This window comes from Deinococcus apachensis DSM 19763, from assembly GCF_000381345.1.
In the GTDB taxonomy this organism is placed as follows: Bacteria; Deinococcota; Deinococci; order Deinococcales; family Deinococcaceae; genus Deinococcus; species Deinococcus apachensis.
Genome location: NZ_KB906401.1, coordinates 109,337 through 129,355, shown reverse-complemented (window position 1 = coordinate 129,355; position 20,019 = coordinate 109,337). Strand labels below are relative to the sequence as shown.

Below are 20,019 nucleotides of genomic sequence, written 5' to 3'. Positions count from 1 at the left end.
CCGGTCGTCAGTCAGACCGGGCCTCCTTGATTGGCTGCTCTTATTCCGCCACGGCGGGCACGCTGGCCACGGCGCCCACATCGGTGGCGCGGCCTTCCTTGATAGCGCTCAGCACGCGGTCGCGGATTTCCTGCTCCATCTCGGGGCGCTCGGCGATGTAGGCGATGGCCTTTTCCTTGCCCTGGCCGATGCGCTCCTCGCCGTACGAGTAGAAGGAGCCCGCCTTCTTAATGATGTCCATGTCGGAGGCCAGCGTCACCAGATCGGAGAGCTGGTCGAAGCCCTTGCCGTACATCAGCGTCAGCTCGACCTCCTTGAAGGGGGGCGCGACCTTGTTCTTGACGGTCTTGACCTTCACCGTGTTGCCCACGGCGTCGTTGCCCAGCTTGACCGGCTGGCCGATCTTGCGAACGTCGAGGCGCACCGAGGCGTAGAACTTCAGCGCGCGGCCACCCGTGGTCGTCTCGGGGTTGCCGTACATCACGCCGATCTTCTCGCGCACCTGGTTGATGAAGATGGCGGCGGTGCCCGTCTTGCTCAGGATGGCGGTCAGCTTGCGGAGGGCCTGGCTCATCAGGCGGGCCTGGAGACCGGGGAGGCTGTCACCCATCTCGCCCTCGATCTCGGCGCGGGGGGTCAGCGCGGCGACCGAGTCCACCACAACGCAGTCGATGGCGCCCGAGCGGACGAGGAGTTCCATGATCTCCAGTGCCTGCTCGCCGTTGTCGGGCTGCGACACGAGCAGCTCGTCGGTGTTCACACCCAGGGCACGGGCGTACACCGGGTCAAGCGCGTGCTCGGCGTCGATAAAGGCGCAGGTCCCCCCGGCCTTCTGAGCCTGCGCGATGACCGCCAGCGCCAGCGTTGTCTTGCCGCCCGACTCGGGGCCGTAAATCTCGGTGATGCGCCCGCGCGGAATGCCGCCCACACCGAGCGCGAGGTCGAGGCTGAGGCTGCCGGTGGAGACGGCCTGCACGTCCAGCTTGCTCTCGGCGCCCAGGCGCATGATCGAGCCCTTGCCGAACGCTTTCTCAATCTGGCTCATGGCCGTCTCGATGGCCTTGGTACGTTCCTTGCTGTCGCCGGGGGTGCCGAAATCCTTGGTGCTTTCCTTGCTCATGGCGTCTCCTGGGTGGGGGAAGGGGTCTGTGGTGAGGGGGAAGTGGCTGGGGGTACGGCCTCTTCACTGGCTGTTCCCCGGAAGCGAAAGGTGCTCACGGTGTCGTAAATCGGGCCGGTCTTACGGAGGGTGCTGCGGATGAGCGCGGCGTTCCCCGCCTGCCAGCCGAGGTCGAAGGTGAGGGGCGAGAGCCGGGGCGCGGGGCCTTTTTTCCGCGCCAGGGTGACGTGCGCCTTGAAGGGGAGGTCGTCGGTCTCCAGCCCCAGCTCCCTGATTCCCATCCGCAGCCCGACGGCGAGGTGCGTCAGCCCCTCGGCCTCCACCTTCACGAACCAGACGCGGGGGCTGCCCTCGTTGGGGAAGTAGCCGGTGCCGCGCAGGCGGATAGGCAGGGGTGGCATGTCCTTCGTCAGTGCCGCCCCCAGCCGCTTGAGGTCGTCCACGCGCTCGGGCGGCACGGCAGGCAGGTAGGCGAGCGTGATGTGGAACTGGTCGGCGCGCACCGGGCGCCAGTTGCCGCGTAGTTGCTTCTGCCCTTCCGCGAGGGGGGCGGCCACGTCGCTCGGGACTTTCAGGGCATAGAAGAGGCGGAGGGTGCGGTCCTGCTCCTGGGAGGCGGGACGCGGTGCGCGGGACGCGGGGGAAGGGGTCACCTCGGGCGTTTCGATCTGAGGAGCCTCCTCCACAGGCGGCGCGGCGGGCCGGGGCGTCTTTCTGATCTTCGTGCGCGTCATACCTCCACCTCGGCGGGACGCAGGGCGCGGTAGGCGAGCGCGAGGGCAGCGACGGCGGCCCGCTCGCGGATCTGGGCGGCGTCGCCGGGCCAGTTCACGGTGGCGACCTTCTCCACAATCAGGCTGCTCAGGGCCACGTAAGTCTGCCCAGCTCCCTCGCCGCTCGGCGCCGTCACGACCGCCAGCCCCACGTCCGCGCCCAGGTGTTCCCGCGCGCCCGCCGCGAGTTCACGGGCCGCCGCCTCGCTGACCACGCCCTCGTCACGCAGGGTGACGGGCGTGAGGCCCAGCGTAATCAACCGCGCATGATTCTCCGTCACGGCCGCGTCCAGAAAGCCCGGCTCGTCGGCGAGGAGGAGGGACAGGGCGCCGCCGCTCCCGGCCTCGACTACCCCGAGGGTGCGGCCCTCCAGCCTGCGGGTGACGGCCCCGGCCAGCGTGTCGCCGTCCTCGCCCCAGGTCCAGCGGGCCAGCGCCCCGCGCACCGTCTCCAACACGGGGGCGGCAAGGGTGCGGGCCTGCTCCCCGGTCGGGGCACTCGCCGCCACGCGCACATCCACACCCGTCTTGCGCGCGTAGGTGGCGACGCTCGGGTTGGCCGCCTTCGTCAGGTCGCCCAGCAGCTCCGCGAGATTGCTCTCGCCGATGCCCTGGGTGTGGAGGGTGACGGCATACAGCGCCTGGTCGGGTAGCGGCAGGCGGGGAAGCACCTGCTCGCGCCACATCCGGTGCATCTCGCGGGGCGGGCCGGGCAGGGCCACGATGAACTTCCCCTTCGTCCGCACGAACCAGCCTGGTGCGGTGCCGACCGGATTGGGCAGCGCCTCGGCGGAGGGGATCAGCCACGCCTGCTTGCGGTTGACCTGCGGCATGACGCGGCCCCGGGAGGTGTAGAGCCCTTCTAGCCACGCGAGCAGGTCGGGGTCCTCCGTTGGCGTCTCGCCCAGCACGGCGGCAATCGCCTCGCGCGTGAGGTCGTCGTCAGTGGGTCCCAGGCCTCCGCCCACGATCACGAGGTCGGCGCGGGAGAGGGCCAGCCGGATGCCTTCGGAGACGCGATTCAGGTTGTCGCCCAGCACGGTCTTGCGGTGCAGGGTCACGCCGCGCGCCGCGAGTTCACGCGCGAGAAAAGCGGCGTTGCTGTCGACGATCTCGCCGAGCAGCAGCTCCGTTCCCACGCTGATAATTTCTGCTAGGGGCATAACAACCTCGCCTGAGTATAGGGGATAGCGAAACAGGATGCCAGGGGGGACATGCCAGAAGTGTATGTCCATGCTCGGCGCGGCGGGTCCCATTCTCCGTTGGTCGCGGCGGGTAGTTTCCCTCACCCCGTGCCCCGAGCGGCCCCGGTACACTGGGCGGGTGAAGAGGTCTGCGGTGAGTGGTGAGGAGTCAGTGGTGGGTGGGTTGTCTTTTCTGTCTTTCCCACTGACTCCTGACCCCTTCCCACTTCCTGCACTGGGAGCGCACCCATGAGCGCCATCTACCAGCGCGCCCGGCCGATCCGCTGGGATCAGGTCGTGGGCCAGGAACACGTCAAGGACGTGCTGCGCGCCGCCCTGGAGCAGGGGAGGGTGGGGCACGCCTACCTCTTCTCCGGGCCGCGCGGGGTGGGCAAGACGACCACTGCTCGCCTGATCGCCATGACCGCCAACTGCACCGGGCCGCTGCCCAAGCCCTGTGGGGAGTGCGAGAGCTGCCTGGCGGTGAGAAACGGCTCACACCCCGACGTGCTGGAGATTGACGCGGCGAGCAACAACTCCGTGGACGATGTGCGCGACCTGCGCGAGAAGGTGGGCCTCGCAGCGATGCGCGGCGGCAAGAAGATCTACATCCTCGACGAGGCGCACATGATGAGCCGGGCGGCCTTCAACGCCCTCCTCAAGACGCTGGAGGAGCCGCCCCCCCACGTCATCTTCATCCTGGCGACGACCGAGCCGGAAAAGATCATCCCGACCATCCTCTCGCGCTGCCAGCACTACCGCTTCCGCCGCCTGACGCCCGAGGAGATCGCGGGGAAGCTGGAGGGAATCGCCGGGCGCGAGGGCGTGACCGCCGAGCCCGAGGCACTGCACCTGATCGGGCGGCTGGCGGACGGGGCGATGCGCGACGGCGAGAGCCTGCTCGAACGGATGCTGGCGGCAGGGACGGCGGTCACCCGCGCCGGAGTGGAGGAGGCGCTGGGCCTGCCGCCGGGCGAGCGGGTGCGGACAGTCGCGGGGGCGCTCGTGCTGGGGGACGCGGGCACGGCGATCACCGGGGCCGCCGCCCTGTACCGGGAGGGCTTCGCGGCCCGCACCATCGTCGAGGGGCTGGTCGCCGCCTTCGCCTCCGCCCTGCACGCCGAGCTGGGCCTGGAGGGCGAGGCGCTGGAGGGGGCGGACGTGCCCCGGTTGCTGAAGCTCCAGGCCGCGCTCGACGAGCAGGAGGCCCGCTTCGCCCGCTCGGCGGACGGGCTCAGTCTGGAACTCGCCCTGACGCACGCGCTGCTTGCCGCTGATAGCGGGGGAGGGGTGGCAGCGGGTGCCCCGGCCGCCGTTCCCGCCGACGTGACCCAGCGGCTGAACCGGCTGGAAAAGGAACTGGCAAGCCTGCGGGCGAGTGGGGGGAGTGCCGCCCCCGCTTCGGCCAGCGACATTCCCGCCTTCGAGCCGGGGGGACGCCGCGCTCCCGCCCCGGCCGCCGAGGCCACATCCACCCGGGCGGTCCCAACTCCAGCCCCTGCCACTCCACCCGCCACACAGGGCACCTGGGCCGACGTGACCCGGCAGGCGAGCATGCAACTGCGCGCCTTCCTCAAGCCCGCCCGCACGCACGCCGAACCCGGCTACGTCAGCCTCGCATACGACGAGAAGAATGCCTTTCATGCCAAGCAGGTCGCCTCCAAGTTCGACGAGGTTGCCGCGCTGGTCCTGAAGGTCTTCGGCCCCGTGACCTTCGAGCTGATCGCGCCCGAGGGGGGCCGCCGCGTGACCCTGGGCGGGCGCGGACCGGATGGCGGAGGGGGAGGAGGAACCCCGGCGCCACCGCCGCCTTCTGGCCCGGTACCCTCTCCGGCCCGTGCCCAGCAGGCGGTGGAAGTGCCCGCCTTCGACCCCACCCCGCGACCCCGGACGGCGGGAAGCACCTCGCGCGGCCCGGCCTTTGAACCCATCGAGCGTACGCCCGCCGAACGCCTCGCCCCTCCCCGGGCACAGGCCTCACAGGTCCAGCCCCGCGCCGCCACGGCCACCCTCGATACGCCGGGGCCCGCGCCCCTGCGCCCAGCCCCACCCCCCAGCCCGGACGACGTGGCCCCTGCCCCCCTGCCTGAAACGGGTGCGGCCCCCTGGGAGGACCACGCGGCGGACCCGCCCCCCCCACCTGCCGACGCGCAGGCCGGGGACCGTGTTCCTCCCCCCGGCGCGGCGCGCGACCTCTACATTGTCGAGGCGATCACCGAGGAGCCCGACTGGGGCGACATTGGCGGCGCGGTGGAAGGCCCGCCCCCGACGTTGGAGGATGCACCCTTTGCGGACGTGGTGCCCGCTCGGCCCAGCCCTCCTCCCCGGGCGCAGCCCCGCCCCACGGCCCAGGCCGCCGCGTCCGCCCCCAGCCGCCCCGGTGACATCCGCGCCCATCCGATGTACGAGGAGATCAAGAGCCGCTTCTCGGGCCGGGTGCGCGAGATCGGCAAGAACCGCAACCCCTCCCCGGCCACCGCTGCCGCCGAGGAGAGCGAGGAGGAGGACGAGGGGGCGTAGTTCCCGTCGCTGGGCCAGATGTTCTCTGAGGGAGGTGACGTACATTTCCCCCTCCCCTTGTGGAAGAGGGTCGGGGTGATGGGACGTGTGACCACCTCGGACGCCGCCAAGATGGCCTGCCTCCCCTTCCGGTCACGCCGTGGGTCGTGCCCGCTCCCCTCCTCCGCAGGCAGTTCTACGGGTCCCGGCCTCCTCCCTCTGCTTCGCAGCTCAAGGGGGAGGAGTTGTTGATGCTTTCGCTGCCGAACTTTCCGCAATAAGCGCTCCTTGCCGCCTCATCCCCGCCCCCAATACGTGAACCCCGGCGCTTCACGTTCTCCCCCCGCCGCTGCGCTACCCTGCCTCCAGCCCGTGAAGACCTTCTCCCTCCCGCGCCTCGTCACGCTGCTGGCCCCCACCCTCTCGGTCCTGGCGCTCGCTCCCCTGGCAGCGGCGGAGGTGACCGCCCCGGTGACGACTCCGGTCGTCCCCGCCCCGGCGACCCCGGTTGCGCCAGCTCCGGCTGTGCCAACTCCAGCCACGACGGCGCCCGTCATCGCAGCTCCGGTCACGGCGGCTCCTCCTCCTGCGGTTCCCGTCCCGGCTCCGGCCGCCCCAGTCGTGGTGCCCACCCCGCCCATCAGCACCCTGCGCGGGTTGTGGGTGGACGCCTTCGGGCCGGGGCTCAAGACGCGCGCCCAGGTGGCCCAGGTGGTCGAGGAGGCCGCCGCGCTGGGGGTGAACACGCTGTTTGTGCAGGCGATTCGCCGGGGCGACTGCCTGTGCCTGCACTCCAGCCTGCCGCCGGTCACCGACGCCGACTTCGAGAAGAACTTCGATCCCCTGACCATCGTGACGCGGCTGGCCCATGCCCGCGGGATGCGGGTGATCGCGTGGGTCAGCGTGACGGGGGCCGTCAACGCGAAGGTGCCCAACAAGAACCCCCAGCATGTCGCACGGCTGCACGGGCCGAACGCGGGCGCGGCGTCGTGGCTCTCGCGCCGCCCGGACGGCTCCTGGCAGGAGGGGCTGGACGGCTGGCTCGACCCGGCAATCCCCGCCGCCGCCGACTTCATGGTGGCGGGTGTGGTCAGCCTGGTGCGGAACTACCCGGTGGACGGCATCCAGCTTGACCGCATCCGCTACCCCGACGGGGGAGGGTGGGGCTACGACCCCAAGACGCTGGCCCGCTACCGCGCCGAGACGGGAACGCGGGGCACGCCTGCTCCCGCCGATCCCCGCTGGCAGGACTGGAAGCGCGAGCAGGTCACGGCCCTGGTGCGCCGGGTGGCGCTGGAGGTCAAGGCCCTGCGTCCCACCGCCTGGGTGAGCGCGGCGACGATTACCTACGGCCCCCCGCCCTTGCCCGGCGACCTGGCGGCATTTCACAAGACCCGCACCTACGCTGATGTGCTTCAGGACTGGCCGACCTGGATGCGCGAGGGCCTGCTGGACCTCAACGTCCTGATGAACTACAAGCGCGACGCGGTGGGCGACCAGGGAAGCTGGCTGGACGGCTGGAACGCCTTCGCCGCCAGCGTGCGCGGCAACGCGGAGGTCGCGGGCGGCACGGCCCTGTACCTCAACCCACCTGACGTGACGGCCTCACAGGCGACCCGTACGGTGGCCTCGGGCCTGGGCTGGGTGGGGTACTCGTACCGCACGCCCACCCTGGACGTGTACGGCACCCGCCAGACCACCGGGGAGGGGCTGAATGCCATCCGCACCGTCCTGAAGGCTCCCGGCGCTCCCCTCGCCACGCCGCTGCCCTGGAATGGGCAGCCCCGCAACATGCATGGCCTGCTGGGGCGCGTGGTGGGCACCGCCACACCCGGCGGCCGGACGGTGGAGGCCCTGCGGGGTGGGCAGGTTATCGCCCGTACGGTCACGGACGGCGGCGGCCACTACGGCTTCCTGAACCTGGCCCCCGGCCCAGTGGAGGTGCGCGTCAGCGGCCAGCGCTGGGCCGAGCCGGTGCCGGAGGTGGGTGTAATCCGCTATCCCGACCTGCTCGTGCGGGACACCGCGCCCGCGGCGAGCGGAAAGCCGTAGGGTCCGCGTCACTCGCTACACTCCCCCCATGACCTCCCCCGTTTCCGAAGGTATTCCCCCCTATGAATTCCGGCAGACGCTGGGCCGCTTCGCCAGCGGTGTGACGGTGGTCACGGCCACGGACGGCGAGGAGCGGCGGGGCATGACGGCGAGCGCCTTCGTGTCGGTCAGCCTCACGCCGCCGCTGATCCTGGTGAGCGTGGACCACCGCGCCGGAATGCATGCCCTGCTCTCGCGGGAGGACGTGACGCGCTTCGGCGTCAGCATCCTGAGCAGCACCCAGCGCCACCTCAGCGACCATTTCTCTGGCAAGCCCGGCCCCGAGGAGGCGGTGCCCTGGTTCCTCCACGAGGGCCTGCCCCTGATCGGCGGCAGCGTGGCGCAACTCGTCTGCCGCAAGCAGGAGGCCACCCCGGCGGGCGACCATACCCTCTATCTGGGGTTGGTCGAGTACGCCCGCTACACCGACGACGATCCCCTCCTGTACTTCCGCGGCCAGTACCACGAGCTGGGGTGAGGGGAGACGGCTCCCGCTATGCCCCCCTACGCCCTGCAACTCCTGATCGCACTCGCGTTGGCGGGCCTGACGTTCCTCGTGTCGTACCCGCTGAGGCTGGGAAGTGGGGGGAGCCTAGACGCGCTCGACGCCTTCCTGCTGGTGTTCGCTCTCGTGAACCTGCGGCTCGGGTGGGCGGCGGCGAATCAGGTGAACGGGGGCCGCGCGCCCACTTGGTTCGTCGTGCTGGGGCTGCTGACGGCCGCGCTGGTCACCTGGGCGATGATCCGCGCGTTGACACCGCGTTGAGGGCGGTTCCGTCGGGGGAAGTGTCGGGAAGGGTGCCGTCGAGTTGCTGCGCCGCGCGTTCCAGCGCCGCGTAGGCCCCGTTTCGGGTTCGCAGGACAGCGGGAGGACCGTCCTCGACCACCCGCCCCCCCTCGATGACGATGACGCGGTCAGCCCCGCGCGCCAGGCTGAGGCGGTGGGTCACAATCAGGGCCGTGCGCCCACGCATCAGGTCACCCAGGGCGGCGACCACCAGCGCCTCGCTCTCGGCGTCCACGGCGCTCGTCGGCTCGTCGAGGAGCAGAACGGCGGGCCGGGCGAGGAGCGTCCGGGCGATGGCGAGGCGTTGGCGCTGGCCACCGGAGAGCCGCACCCCGCGCTCACCAACGACGGTATTCAGCCCCTGTGGCAGCGCCTGCACGAAATCGAGGGCGTGGGCGGCGCGCAGGGCGTCCTCGACCTCCTCCAGAGAAGCCTCCGGCCGGGCGTAGCGCACGTTCTCCAGCACCGCGTCGTGGAAGAGGAAGGTGTCCTGCGGCATGGTGACGGCGTGCGTCCGCAGGCTTTCCAGGGTCACGTCGCGTACATCCACCCCGTCGAGCAGGACCCGCCCGGAGAGGGGGTCGTATCCCCGGGTTACCAGGCTGAGCAGGGTGCTCTTGCCCGCGCCGGACTCGCCCAGGACCGCCACCCGCTGCCCAGCGGGGATGGTCAGGATCACGTCCTCCAGCACGGGGCGGGCGGGGTCATAGCCGAAGGTCACGGCCTCGAACCGCACCTCGCCGCGCACGGGTTCGGGGAGGGGCCACGCGCCGGGCCGCTCGGCGACGCTCACCGGGGCGTCCAGCACCTCGAAGACCCGGCGCCCGCTCGCCTCCGCCCGCTGGAGGAGGTCGCCGATGTTCACGAGGTCGTCGATGGGGCCGTAGAAGTAGCGCCCGTAGCCCCGGTACGCGAGCAGCCCGCCCAGCGTGAAGCGCCCCGCCAGGATGAACAGCACCCCGCCCCCCAGCATGATCACGTTGCCGAAGTTCGCCACGAAGCGCGCGAGGGGGAAGGCCTGGTTTCGCAGGGCGACCGCCCGCACCTGCACGTCGTACAGCTCGCGACCCAGGGCCTCCACCCGCCGCAGCTCCGCCCCCTCCCGCGCGAAGCCCTGCACCACCCGGATGCCTGCAAGGCGGTCGGTGATCAGGGCGCTGAGGTCCCCCAGCCGCGTCCGCGCCGCCCGGTAGGCGGGCCGCACCGTCTTCGCGTACCGCGAGAGCATCAGCCCGACCGCGAGCATGGGCAGGATGACGAGAAAACCCAGCAGCGGTTGCAGCGCGATGAAGATGGCCGCTACCCCGACGAGCCGGAGCGCATTCGCCAGGACCGTGTCCGTCCCGCGCACGAGCACGTCCTGAAGGCCGTCCACGTCGCCCGTCACCCGCGCGATCAGGTCCCCGGTGCGCTGCGACTCGAAGTACGCCGCCGACTGCCCCTGGAGCTTGCGGTACACGGCGAGCCGCAGGTCGAGCGTGAGCTGCTGCCCGGCCCGCTCCAGCAGCAGGCCCCGCCACGCGGAGAGAAGTTGCTGAAGCCCGAACACCGCCACCAGCAGCGCGAGTTGCCAGGCAATGTAGGTAAAATCCCGCGCGGGCAGGCCCTTGTCCACCACCTTGATCCACACCAGCGGCGGGTACAGCTCGGCCGCCACGCTCCCCACCAGCAGCACCAGCCCCAGCGCAATGGTCCGCCGGTAGGGGACGAGCAGGCCGTAGAGGCGGCGGGTGACGCTGGGGGAAGGGGGTGCCGGGGACACGGGGACTGTCACCCGGGCAGGCTACCCCCCCTCCTCGCAGTCAGAGAGGGGGCGAGCGCCCTATCCTGCCCGCATGACTGGTTCCCTTCCCGCCCCCGATGAGCGTATTCCCGTCGTGGTGATCGGCGGCTTCCTGGGGGCGGGCAAGACCACGCTCGTCAACCACCTGATCCGCTCGCTGCCTCACCGGCTGGGCGTGATCGTGAACGAGTTTGGAGCTACGGGCGTGGACGGCGGCCTGATTGAGCGGCTTCAGGACGACGTGACCGAGCTGACCGCGGGTTGCTTGTGCTGCACGGGACGGGACGACCTGCTGCGTTCGCTGGTGACCATCGGTATGCGCGAGCAGAAGCCGGACGCCGTCCTCGTCGAACTCAGCGGGGTGGCCGATCCGACGTCCGTGCTGACCACGCTGCTGGAACGCTCCGTGCGCGCGGCCTTCCGCGTGACCACCCTCGTCGCCGTGGTGGATGCCCGGCACGCCCTCCAGACCCTGCAAGACCATCCCGAGGCGGCGCGGCAACTCGCCTACGCGAACGTGATCGTGCTGAACAAGACCGACCTCGCCGACCCGGCCCTCCAGGGGCACGCCGAGGGGGTGTTGCGCGGCGTGAATCCCCTCGCCCGGATCGTGCGGGTGGAGCGCGGGCAGATTGACGCGGGGGCCCTCCTCGCCCGCGACGACTTCGACCCGCGCATGCTGGAGGACGCGGAGCCGGTGCGGCACACCCCCGGCCTGACCTCCTTCACCCTGCGCGCGGGCTCGCCCCTCGATCCCTACCGCTGGCAGCGCTTCATGACCGACTTCATCCTCTCGCGCCCCGCCGAGGTGCTGCGCGTGAAGGGCTTCCTGAGCCTGCACGGTTACCCGCAGCGCATTCTCTTCCAGGCCGTGCGCGACCTCTTCACCGCTGACGCCTGGGACGAGGCGGACGGGAGGACCGAACTGGTCTTCATCGGGCGGGGCCTGGACCGGGCGGAGTACGCGGCGGCATTCGCCGGATGCGGGGTGGAAGTGGCGACCTGAGGAGGCGGGTATCCTCCCCCCATGACCCTGCACCCCGACCTGAACCTGCCCGCCCCCGAGGAACTGGACCTGCTGACGCCGGAGGAACTCGCCGCGCGGCTCGTCAGCCTCTCGGGCACGCTGAGGGAGCGGTTGGGCATTCAGATGCTGACGGCGACCCGTGAGCGCCTGACCGCCCGCATGCCCGTCGAGGGCAACCGCCAGCCCGCCGGAAGGCTCCACGGCGGCGCGAGCCTCGCCCTGGCGGAGGAACTGGCGAGCATCGGCAGTTGGCTCAATCTGGACACGCGGCGGCAGGTTGCCGTCGGGGTGGATGTCAACGGCACTCACGTTCGGGGCGTGATGGGCGGCTTTGTGACGGCTGAGGCTACCCTTGCCTACCGGGGCCGCAGCGTGCTGGTCTGGACGGTCGAGGTGCGCGACGAGCGGGGCCGGACGACAACCCTGGCGCGCTGCACCTGCAATGTGGTGACGCATGGGGGGGATTGAGGGGGAAACGGTCCTCCTTGTCTCGTGTCCCCTGATGCCAAAAACAGAGGGGCAGAGGACTCGGTTGGTCTCTGCCCCCTCTGCCTGTCCCCGCCTACCGCTCCAGCGCCCGCGTGAAGCTTCGCTCCGCCCGCGCCTTCATCTCGGCCACGGCGGTCCAGTCTGGGGCCGTGCGGCTGCGGGCCTGGAAGCAGACCGTCTCGGGGTCGAGGGCCGTCGGGTGGGCGGGGGCGCCCGCGTCCGCGCAAAAGCCCGCCACCTTGGGGTCGTAGGCGATGCCCAGGAAGGGCACCCCGGCGGCGGCGGCGAGGATGACCGCGTGCAGCCGCACCCCGACCACGAAGCCCGCCTCCACAATGGCGTCGAGGGCCACCTGTGGGTCCCGGGTGCTCAACACGTCGTCGGCGCCCAGGTTCCGCGCCGCCTCGTCGTCGTGGTCGGGCATGAAACTCAGGGCGGTCACTCGGCGGCCCCGGTCACGCAGCCGTCCCACCACCGTTCGCAGCCCCTCGGTCGCGTCGGTCACGTCCCCGCGCGGCGCCACGATCACCCGGTCGGGGTCGCGCGTGAGATTCGGGGTGGGGGAGAGGAGCAGGGCCGGATCGCCGCCGAGTTCCCCCTCGATCCCCAGTCCCCGCAGCGTGTCGAGGCTGCCCCGGTCACGCACGATCACCCGCACGCCCTTCAAGGCCGCCGCCACCCGCCGCCCTCCCTCCTCGCTGAGTGGGCCGACGCTCTGGTTGAACACGACTACTCGCTTGCCGAGCAGCCGCGCCGCCCGGATCACCCCCAGGTAGTAGGTGAGGGTGCGCCCACTCGTCCGGTCCTGGAGCAGGCCGCCCCCGCCCGACAGCACGACCTGCGAACGGGCCAGCGCGCCCAGCAGCGCGGCAGGCCGCATCCGGGCGGCGCTCTCGCAGCCATAGGCGCGGGCGGTTTCCTCAGGTGTATTGGAAAGGAGGAGGGGTGTGGCCCCCTGTTTCTTCAATTGCCGGGTGATTGCCAGCGCGATCGCCTCGTCCCCCGTGTTGCCGAAGCCGTAGTAGCCGCTGACGGCGACCCTCACGCCTGCACCTCGCGCTCGCGGACCGGGCGGCGGGTGCCGAAGGTGGTCCACAGGCGCAGGGCGTAGTTCAGGACCGGAATGGCGATCAGGCCCAGCAGCAGGCCCACCCCCAGCCCGATGAAGCAGCGGGCCGCGCTGATCAGCAGCGGGGTGTGGAAGTGCGAGAAGGTGTTCAGGATGCTGGCCTGCCCGATCACGCCGCCCAGGATCAGCAGCAGGCTGAAGTAGCCGGGCAGCACGCCGCTCAGGCCCACGATGGCGAGCGGGTGCCCGGCGAGTTCCTTGAAGCGCGGGCGGATGATCGTGTCCTGGAGGTCCTGCCGCACCTGCGCCTCGGTGCTGCTCACGCCCACCGAGCTGGTGTTCCCCCGCCGCAGGAACACCAGCGCGAAGACGGCCAGCCCCAGCGCCATCACCGCGATGTCGCCCAGGCGCAGCGGCGTGTGGTAGAGGTCGCGCGCCGTCTGACGGATGTCCTGACGCGGCAGGAAGCTCAGGCCCACGAACACCAGCGGCACGAGGAGGGTCAGGCCCACGCCCCGGAAGGGCTCCAGCCCCAGCACGCTGTCCCGGTTGGCCCCCAGCGCCGAGACGAACAGCACGCCGACCAGCGAGAGGCCCGTCGCCAGGAACCAGTCGGTGACCTTCGAGCGGCGCAGCACGAGGCCCAGCGCCGGGAAGGTGATGGCGGCGATCAGCGCAGCACTCTCGAAGGGCCGTCCGCCGTTGAGCCCCACCGCGGCGAGGGCGGCCAGCCCCGCCACCGCCAGCCCCAGCCGGGGCAGCGGAAAGCTCAGGCCCAGCAGCACGAGCGCGGCGAGCGGGCCGAAAAGGCTCAGAACGCGCAGCGTGTCGTTGGGCTGGAAGGGCCGAACCACCGGGTCGCCGACCTTCACCCCCGAGCGCTGGAGGAGGTCGGAGGTGCGCCTCAGGAACTGCTCGGTCTCGTACACGGTCGGGAAGGGGCGCAGGTACAGCAGGCGCTGGCCGCGCTCGCGGGCCGCCAGGGCGTACTTGCTCGCGGTCGCCTCCGGCCCGATGCGATTTTGCCAGCTCGGGTTGAGGGCGAACATCCGCGCGCCGCCGTGCGTCTCGACCAGCGTGTCCAGGCCGAGCTGCTCCGAGTTCTCGATGATCGCGGGCAGGCGGTTCCCCAGCCGCTCGTCAATCTTCTCCAGGCGCTCCGGCGTCCGGGCCCCGATCACCTCGTCGCCGGTAAAGGCCACGAAGGGCACGGCGGGCCAGTCGGCGCCCGGCTCGCGCAGCGCCTCGTCGTCGTAGGGGCGGTAGACGATCACCATGCCCTGCGCCTTCAGACTGGCGAGGATGTCCCGGGGCGGCCCGGCGGGCAGGAAGTCGGGGTCGGTCGGCCAGCCCACCCACTTCTGCCCGGCAATCGTGACCTCGCGGGTGGGGATGGTGTAGCGCTGCGGCAGGGCCTCGGCCACGCCCGGCTTGAGGGAGCGCAGGTACACCCACTGCGGGTTCGCACCCGAGCCGGGGTTCTCGGCGGCGAGGTCGGCGCCCCGCTTCTCGTAGATCTCGCCGCGCTGCACCAGGTTGCCGATCACGTCGTCGTACACCGCCGCGCCGTTCACGCCGAGCGCCTTGTAGCGGTCCAGGAGCTGCTGCGGCGTCAGGCCCACCCGCTGCGCCTGTACCGCCATCGCGGGGTAGTCCATCACGAGCGCGACCGTCTTCTGTGCCTGCTCGAACTGCACCCGCTGCCACGCGAGCACGAGCGCCGGGATCAGCGACAGCAGGATCACCGCGAGCAGCGGCACGGTCAGGCGGTGGCGGGTGGGCGGCGGTGCGGGGGTCGCGGGGGCCACAAGCGGGCCGGAGGGGGGCCGGGCAGACAGGGGCGGGCGGGTCGGGTTCGGCTCGGTCACGGGAGACATCCTAGAAGGGGGAGGGGGCCTGGGGGGAGGAGGAGAGGGGCCAGCCTGCCGGGGATAGGTCAGGCGGTCATCCACCAAAAGGGGGAAGGGCTCAGATCGTCGTGCGGATGCGGGCGGCGAGCATGTCGAGCGCGGGCTCGTTCATGCCCCCGTGCGGGATGATCACGTCCGCGTACCGCTTGGTCGGCTCCACGAAGCTCAGGTGCATGGGCCGCACGAACTCCAGGTACTGGTGAATCACGCTCTCCGGGGTGCGCCCCCGCTCCTGGGTGTCGCGCAGCAGGCGGCGGATGAAGCGCACGTCGGCGTCGGCGTCCACGAAGACCTTGAGGTGCATCCGCTCGCGCAGGTCCGGGTCGTACAGGGCGAAGAAGCCCTCCAACACCACGACGGGCGCGGGGAGTATCCGGGTCGTCTGGGCCGAGCGGGTGTGTTGGGTGAAGTCGTATTCCGGCATATCGATGGGCACGCCCGAGAGCAGCGCGTCCAGTTGCTCGCGCAGCAGTGTCCAGTCGAAGGCCGCTGGGTGGTCGTAATTGGTCTTCAGCCGCGCCTCGAAGGGGATGTCGTCCTGCGCCCGGTAGTAGTTGTCCTGATTCAGGACCGCCACCCCCTGCGCCCCCACCGTCTCGATCACCCGCCGGGTCACGGTCGTCTTGCCGCTTCCCGAACCGCCCGCCACGCCGATGACGAAGGGGGAGGTCATCGGGCGCCTCCAGGGCAGCGGTCAGCGATCAGCAGACAGCGTTCAGAAAAAGAGTCATCCCTGACGGCTGACAGCTGACGGCGGATGGCTCTCCTCACGCCCCCCTCCCGAGGCTCCCGATCAGGTCGATGCGCCGCTCGGCCATGCGCCGGGCGACGACGTGGGGGGCCTTGCCGTACTGCTCGGCGACGGAGGCGACGCGCGAGACGGTGGAGTACACCCGCTCGGCGGCCTGCTCGGGGGTCAGCGAGGTGGCGGCGGCGATCAGGCCCGCCGCGTTGATGGCGAAGTCGGGCATGTACATGATCCCGGCCTCCTTCACGGCGGCCTCGCCCCGGCGGGAGAGGGGGTGATGCTCGCCCCCCGCGATCAGGCGGCACTGCAGGCGGGGCACGTCCGTGCTGCGAACCGAGTGTCCGTACCCGCACGGCGAGAGGATGTCGCAGGGCACGTCCAGCAACTCGTTCGCCCCCACGACCGTGATCCCGTCGAGATCGTCGGCGAGTTCCTGCGCCCGCTCGGGCCGGGCGTCGGCCACCGTCAGGCGCGCCCCCTCGCGGTGCAGGTGCCCGGCCAGGCTGCGGCCCACCGCGCCCAGGCCCAGGATCGCCACCCGCACACCCCGCATGCTCTCGCTCCCCAGCGCGTAACGGGCGGCGGCCTTCATGCCCCGGTACACGCCGTAGCCCGTCACGCTGCTCGTATCGGTGTTCACGCCCAGCGTGGCGGGCGTCTCCTGCGCCACGAAGGCGATGTCCGAGCCCGTCACGCCGATGTCCTCGGTCAGCACGACCTGGGACTCCAGCGCCCGCACCTTGCGGCCCAGTGCCCGGAACAGGGCCTCGCGGGCGTGGGGGTCCTCCACCCCCGCCTCCGGCATCAGCAGGACGCAGGCGCCGCCCCCGTAGTTCAGACCTGCCAGCGCGGCCTTGAGGGTCAGGCTCTCGCTGAGGGCCAGGGCGCCCCGGATGGCGTTTTCCTCGTCCAGCGGGCGCAGCCGGACCCCCGCGATGGCCGGACCCAGCACTGTCGAATGGACCGCGAGCGCGGCCTTCAGGCCGCTGGGGGCGTGGTGGAGTAACGTCAGGGCCTCGTGCCCGCGTGACTGGATCTCCTCGAATATCTGCATTCAAACTCCCGGCCGCGCGGGGTCCCCCTCTCGCGGGCGGCGCGGCAACTCCCCGAGCCTAGCATCTGGCGGGAAGGGGTTAGGGAAAGAGGTTCGATTCTGCTCCCTCCTCTGAAAGAAGCCTGTCAGGGCCGAGGCGGCACTCTGACACCCATGCGACAGCGCACCGGCCACAGACGGACACAGCAGTCCGGTGGCGACCAGGCCCCGACCAGGGGCGCGCAAAGGGGGACATGAATGGAACGGATTGCTCCGCTCGCCAAGATCCTGGCGGAAGCGAACGGCATCGACTGGCGGAACCTGCACGGCAGCGGCGAAGGCGGCCTGATCGTCGAACAGGACATCCTGAATTACCTCTCCCGCATCATGAGCGGTGAGGAAGAACCCCCGTCCACCCCGGTGGACGCGCCCCCGCCCGAGTGGAACGGCACCGAGCTGCCCCCGGGCGGAGGCCTGCTCGCGCCCGGCATGCCCTCCATGGACATGCTGAGCAGCGCGGGCGTGGACCAGGACCTCGCCGCGCTCGTCGCGCAGCCGCAGCCCACCGCGCCCGCCCCTGCCACCCTGGAGGAGGAGGCCCTGGAGTTCGAGCTGGAGGAAGACGAGCAGCTCCCGCCCGTGCCGCAGCCGGAGCGCCGACCCGCCGAGGTCCCGGCCTTCGCGGCCCCCGCCTTCCCCGCCGCCGAGGTGGCCCCGCTCGCGGCCCCCGCGCCGGAGTTCGTGCCCCCCGCCCCGGTCCTGGGTCGCGAGCGGCCAGCCGCCCCCGCAGGGCACACCCCCGGCCTGGCGGCCGTGGCCCAGCCCGAGCCCGTCGCGGCCCGCGCCGAGCCCACCCCGCCCCCGGCGGCTCCCGCAGGTGGCCTGCGCGGTGGCCTGGGCGGCCTGCTCTCGCGGCTGTACCAGCAGCCCGCGGCCCAGCCCGAGCCCACCCCTGCCGCTCCCCCCGCCCCGCCCACCCCGGCACCCCTGCTACCCGAAATCCCGGCAGCCGCCGCTCGGCCCATCCCCACCCCCCAGCTTCCCGAGGTCGAGGCCCCCGTGGCCGCGGTGCCCGTCGTCGAGGCGCCCGTGGTCGAGGTCCCCGCCCCAGCTCCCGAACTCCAGCCCGGGGTCCGCGACGTGGCCGAGGTGGAGCCCGACGAGGCGGTCGCCCTGGCCCCCGAAGTTCCCGCAGTCCCGGCCATGGAGGAGCAGCCCGAGGCCCAGGCGGCGGAGCCCGAGGCGGCGCTCCCCGAACCCGCAGCGCCCGCCGTGCAGCCCGTCCCCGAGGCGGCCCGTCCCCGCGAGGCCGTCTGGTTCGGCGCCTACCTGCGCCGCGACGCCAACCTCGCCCCTGCCGCCGAGCTGCGCCGCCAGCTCACCGCGGCGCTCGGGCAGGACGTGCCGCTCGCACTGCTCGTGGCCCGCGCCGCCGCCCGTCACGCCGAGGGGCTGGACCTGGGTACGGTCGCTGTGCAGGACACGGACGTGAATCAGGCCCGCCCGGTGCAGTCCGGCAGCCTGCGCGACGCCCTCGCCGCCCTGAGGGGCGAACACTCCGGCACGCCCGACCTGCTCGTGATCGACGCGGGCGCCCTCGACCTCGACGACCTGCACCTGGGCCACACGGTCACCCTCAGCGTGGGCCGCGTGCAGGACGGCCGCGCGGCGCTGACCCTGAACGGGGACGTGGACGCGGTCAGGGCGGCACGGTTCCTGGCGAGTGTGGCTGCGACGCTGGAAGAGCCGATCATCCTGGTGATTTGAAGACTAATTGAGGAGTCCAGTGGGGCTCCTCAATCAGTCGCCGGAGCAGGAGGCCTCATTCCTCCTCCTGGTCCCCGACGCCCGGCCCGTTCACCCCTCTGCAAGCAGCTCTGCGAGTCCCAGCCTCCCCCTCCAGGGGGAGGCGTTTTTGTTGTTCTACACGTCTCCTTTGTGAAAGACTCCCGCGCTTCGCTCGGCCCTGGCGGGGAGTCGAGGTGGGGGAGTGCGGCGCACTTCGGCGTGGCCCATTCAGGAGACAGCCGGTCCCGGGCATCCGCCCCGCGCAACAAGGCCAATCGCCTATAGCCCTCTGGACAGCGGGCCTCTGCCACCCCGCCTCCGGGTTACACTCAGGCACGGTGCCGCGCGCCGTGCTTTTTTTTGGTCCTATCGGGCAAAAGAAGCCAGTCTGAGCGCGCGGCGGGAGGCCTCGGATGCCTGGAATTGCAATCATCGGCGCGCAGTGGGGGGACGAGGGCAAGGGGAAGATCACCGATTTCCTCGCCCCGCAGGCGAACTACGTGGTGCGCTATCAGGGGGGCGCGAACGCCGGACACACCGTCACGGCGCGGGGGCAGACCTTCAAGCTCAACCTGCTCCCCAGCGGCGTCCTGCACGAGGGCCCGGTCAGCGTGCTGGGCGACGGCATGGTGATTGACCCCGAGAAGTTCCTCGCCGAACGCCAGAACCTGCTCGACGGCGGGCTGAACCCCGAGTTGCGAATCAGTGACCGGGCGCACCTCGTCCTGCCGCATCACAAGTACGTGGACGGGCGCAAGGATTTTGTGGGCACGACTGGGCGCGGTATCGGCCCCGCCTACGCGGACCGGGCCCGGCGGGTGGGCATCCGCTTCGGCGACCTCGCGGACGACGGCGTGCTGCGTGAGCGGGTCGAGCGGCTGCTGGAGGCCAAGCCCAACTCCACCCGGGACGCGGGCTGGACAACCGTGGCGGACGCGCTGGGCTACCTGCTCCCCATCCGGGACGCGCTGCTGCCCTTCGTCCGGGATACCGGCGCGGAGCTGCGGCAGGCGATCAGGGACGGCGAGAACGTCCTGTTCGAGGGCGCGCAGGCCACCCTCCTCGACCTGAACTACGGGACCTACCCCTTCGTGACGAGCAGCCATCCGACGGTCGGCGGCATCCTCGTGGGCGCGGGCGTGAATCACAAGGCGGTCGGCCAGGTGTACGGCGTGGCGAAGGCCTTCAACACCCGCGTGGGCCATGGTCCCTTCCCGACGGAGGTGTTCGGCGAGATGGAGGTACGCCTGCGCGGTGACGGTTCCAAGCCCTGGGACGAGTTCGGCACGACGACGGGCCGGGCCCGGCGGGTGGGCTGGCTTGACCTCCAGCTCCTGCGCTACGCCGTGGACGTGAACGGCCTCGACGGCCTGGTGATCAACAAGATGGATATCCTCTCGGGCCTGGACCGGGTCAAAGTCTGCGTGGAGTACGGCTCAGAGGGCCAACCGATTTACCGCGAGCTGCCCGGCTGGGCCAGCACGGAGGGGGTGCGCAGCCGCACTGACCTCCCCGGGGAGGCGCAGGCGTATCTCGACCTGATCGAGGAGACGGTGAACTGCCCCGTCGTGATCTTCTCGTGCGGCCCGGCCCGCGAGCAGACGTACGGCGAGGTCCACTGGGCGTGAGGGGGGGGGGCTGGCCGCCCGACGGCTGAAAGCTTTCCCTACAGTCCTGCACCCGGGCCGGGCCTACACTCGGGCTTATTCACTCGTGCC

Annotated in this window: 16 protein-coding genes; 8 read left to right on the top strand and 8 right to left on the bottom strand. The window is 71.3% G+C overall.

The window, feature by feature from the left end:
* Positions 1-40: 40 nt before the first annotated feature.
* The 3 genes from recA to F784_RS0108960 are packed head-to-tail and all read right to left on the bottom strand — an operon-like array spanning position 41 to position 3,056.
* Positions 41-1,120, bottom strand: coding sequence for a recombinase RecA (gene recA, locus F784_RS0108970; RefSeq protein ID WP_019586394.1), 1,080 nt, complete (start codon positions 1,118-1,120; stop codon positions 41-43).
* The gene (gene thpR, locus F784_RS0108965) at positions 1,117-1,854 is read right to left on the bottom strand and encodes an RNA 2',3'-cyclic phosphodiesterase (protein WP_019586393.1); all 738 of its coding nucleotides are present in this window, start codon (positions 1,852-1,854) and stop codon (positions 1,117-1,119) included. Before thpR ends, recA begins: the two co-directional genes overlap by 4 nt.
* Entirely contained in the window at positions 1,851-3,056 is a 1,206-nt protein-coding gene (locus F784_RS0108960) for a CinA family nicotinamide mononucleotide deamidase-related protein (protein WP_019586392.1), read from the bottom strand. The genes thpR and F784_RS0108960 overlap by 4 nt, the downstream gene beginning before the upstream one ends.
* A gap of 270 nt (positions 3,057-3,326) precedes the next feature.
* On the opposite strand from F784_RS0108960, the gene dnaX reads away from it, so the two are divergent.
* The 4 genes from dnaX to F784_RS0108940 all read left to right on the top strand — a co-directional run bounded on the left by dnaX (position 3,327) and on the right by F784_RS0108940 (position 8,433).
* Complete coding sequence (dnaX, locus tag F784_RS0108955) at positions 3,327-5,597, top strand: DNA polymerase III subunit gamma/tau (RefSeq protein ID WP_019586391.1); 2,271 nt, start codon at positions 3,327-3,329, stop codon at positions 5,595-5,597.
* Between the two features lie 351 nt (positions 5,598-5,948).
* Positions 5,949-7,628 carry a family 10 glycosylhydrolase gene (locus F784_RS0108950; protein ID WP_245557805.1) on the top strand — a complete coding sequence of 560 codons (1,680 nt, stop codon included), beginning with the start codon at positions 5,949-5,951 and terminating at the stop codon, positions 7,626-7,628.
* 28 nt (positions 7,629-7,656) lie between these two features.
* The gene (locus tag F784_RS0108945; RefSeq protein WP_019586389.1) at positions 7,657-8,145 is read left to right on the top strand and encodes a flavin reductase family protein; all 489 of its coding nucleotides are present in this window, start codon (positions 7,657-7,659) and stop codon (positions 8,143-8,145) included.
* Between the two features lie 18 nt (positions 8,146-8,163).
* The gene (locus F784_RS0108940) at positions 8,164-8,433 is read left to right on the top strand and encodes a hypothetical protein (protein ID WP_019586388.1); all 270 of its coding nucleotides are present in this window, start codon (positions 8,164-8,166) and stop codon (positions 8,431-8,433) included.
* Here the strand turns inward: F784_RS0108940 and F784_RS0108935 are convergent.
* Positions 8,396-10,228, bottom strand: a complete 1,833-nt coding sequence (locus tag F784_RS0108935) for an ABC transporter ATP-binding protein (RefSeq protein ID WP_245557803.1) — start codon at positions 10,226-10,228, stop codon at positions 8,396-8,398. The genes F784_RS0108940 and F784_RS0108935 overlap by 38 nt on opposite strands.
* Positions 10,229-10,289: 61 nt before the next feature.
* On the opposite strand from F784_RS0108935, the gene F784_RS0108930 reads away from it, so the two are divergent.
* Both F784_RS0108930 and F784_RS0108925 read left to right on the top strand, forming a co-directional pair.
* Positions 10,290-11,243: a CobW family GTP-binding protein gene (locus tag F784_RS0108930; RefSeq protein WP_019586386.1), complete on the top strand. Its 954-nt coding sequence runs from the start codon at positions 10,290-10,292 to the stop codon at positions 11,241-11,243.
* 21 nt (positions 11,244-11,264) lie between these two features.
* Entirely contained in the window at positions 11,265-11,732 is a 468-nt protein-coding gene (locus F784_RS0108925; RefSeq protein ID WP_019586385.1) for a PaaI family thioesterase, read from the top strand.
* 94 nt (positions 11,733-11,826) lie between these two features.
* Here the strand turns inward: F784_RS0108925 and csaB are convergent, their stop codons facing one another.
* The 4 genes from csaB to F784_RS0108905 all read right to left on the bottom strand — a co-directional run bounded on the left by csaB (position 11,827) and on the right by F784_RS0108905 (position 16,534).
* On the bottom strand, positions 11,827-12,798 hold the full coding sequence (csaB, locus tag F784_RS0108920) for a polysaccharide pyruvyl transferase CsaB (protein WP_019586384.1): 972 nt from the start codon (positions 12,796-12,798) through the stop codon (positions 11,827-11,829).
* Positions 12,795-14,699, bottom strand: coding sequence for a DUF5693 family protein (locus F784_RS22730; protein WP_245557801.1), 1,905 nt, complete (start codon positions 14,697-14,699; stop codon positions 12,795-12,797). The genes csaB and F784_RS22730 overlap by 4 nt, the downstream gene beginning before the upstream one ends.
* 91 nt (positions 14,700-14,790) lie before the next feature.
* Positions 14,791-15,405, bottom strand: a complete 615-nt coding sequence (udk, locus tag F784_RS0108910; RefSeq protein WP_019586382.1) for a uridine kinase — start codon at positions 15,403-15,405, stop codon at positions 14,791-14,793.
* Between the two features lie 94 nt (positions 15,406-15,499).
* Positions 15,500-16,534: a Glu/Leu/Phe/Val dehydrogenase family protein gene (locus F784_RS0108905; RefSeq protein WP_019586381.1), complete on the bottom strand. Its 1,035-nt coding sequence runs from the start codon at positions 16,532-16,534 to the stop codon at positions 15,500-15,502.
* 237 nt (positions 16,535-16,771) lie between these two features.
* Between F784_RS0108905 and F784_RS0108900 the strand changes: the two genes are divergently transcribed.
* Positions 16,772-18,280 (top strand): E3 binding domain-containing protein, encoded by a 1,509-nt coding sequence (locus F784_RS0108900; RefSeq protein ID WP_019586380.1) that lies wholly within the window; start codon positions 16,772-16,774, stop codon positions 18,278-18,280.
* Between the two features lie 434 nt (positions 18,281-18,714).
* Positions 18,715-19,929 carry an adenylosuccinate synthase gene (locus tag F784_RS0108890; RefSeq protein WP_019586378.1) on the top strand — a complete coding sequence of 405 codons (1,215 nt, stop codon included), beginning with the start codon at positions 18,715-18,717 and terminating at the stop codon, positions 19,927-19,929.
* Positions 19,930-20,019 lie beyond the last annotated feature (90 nt).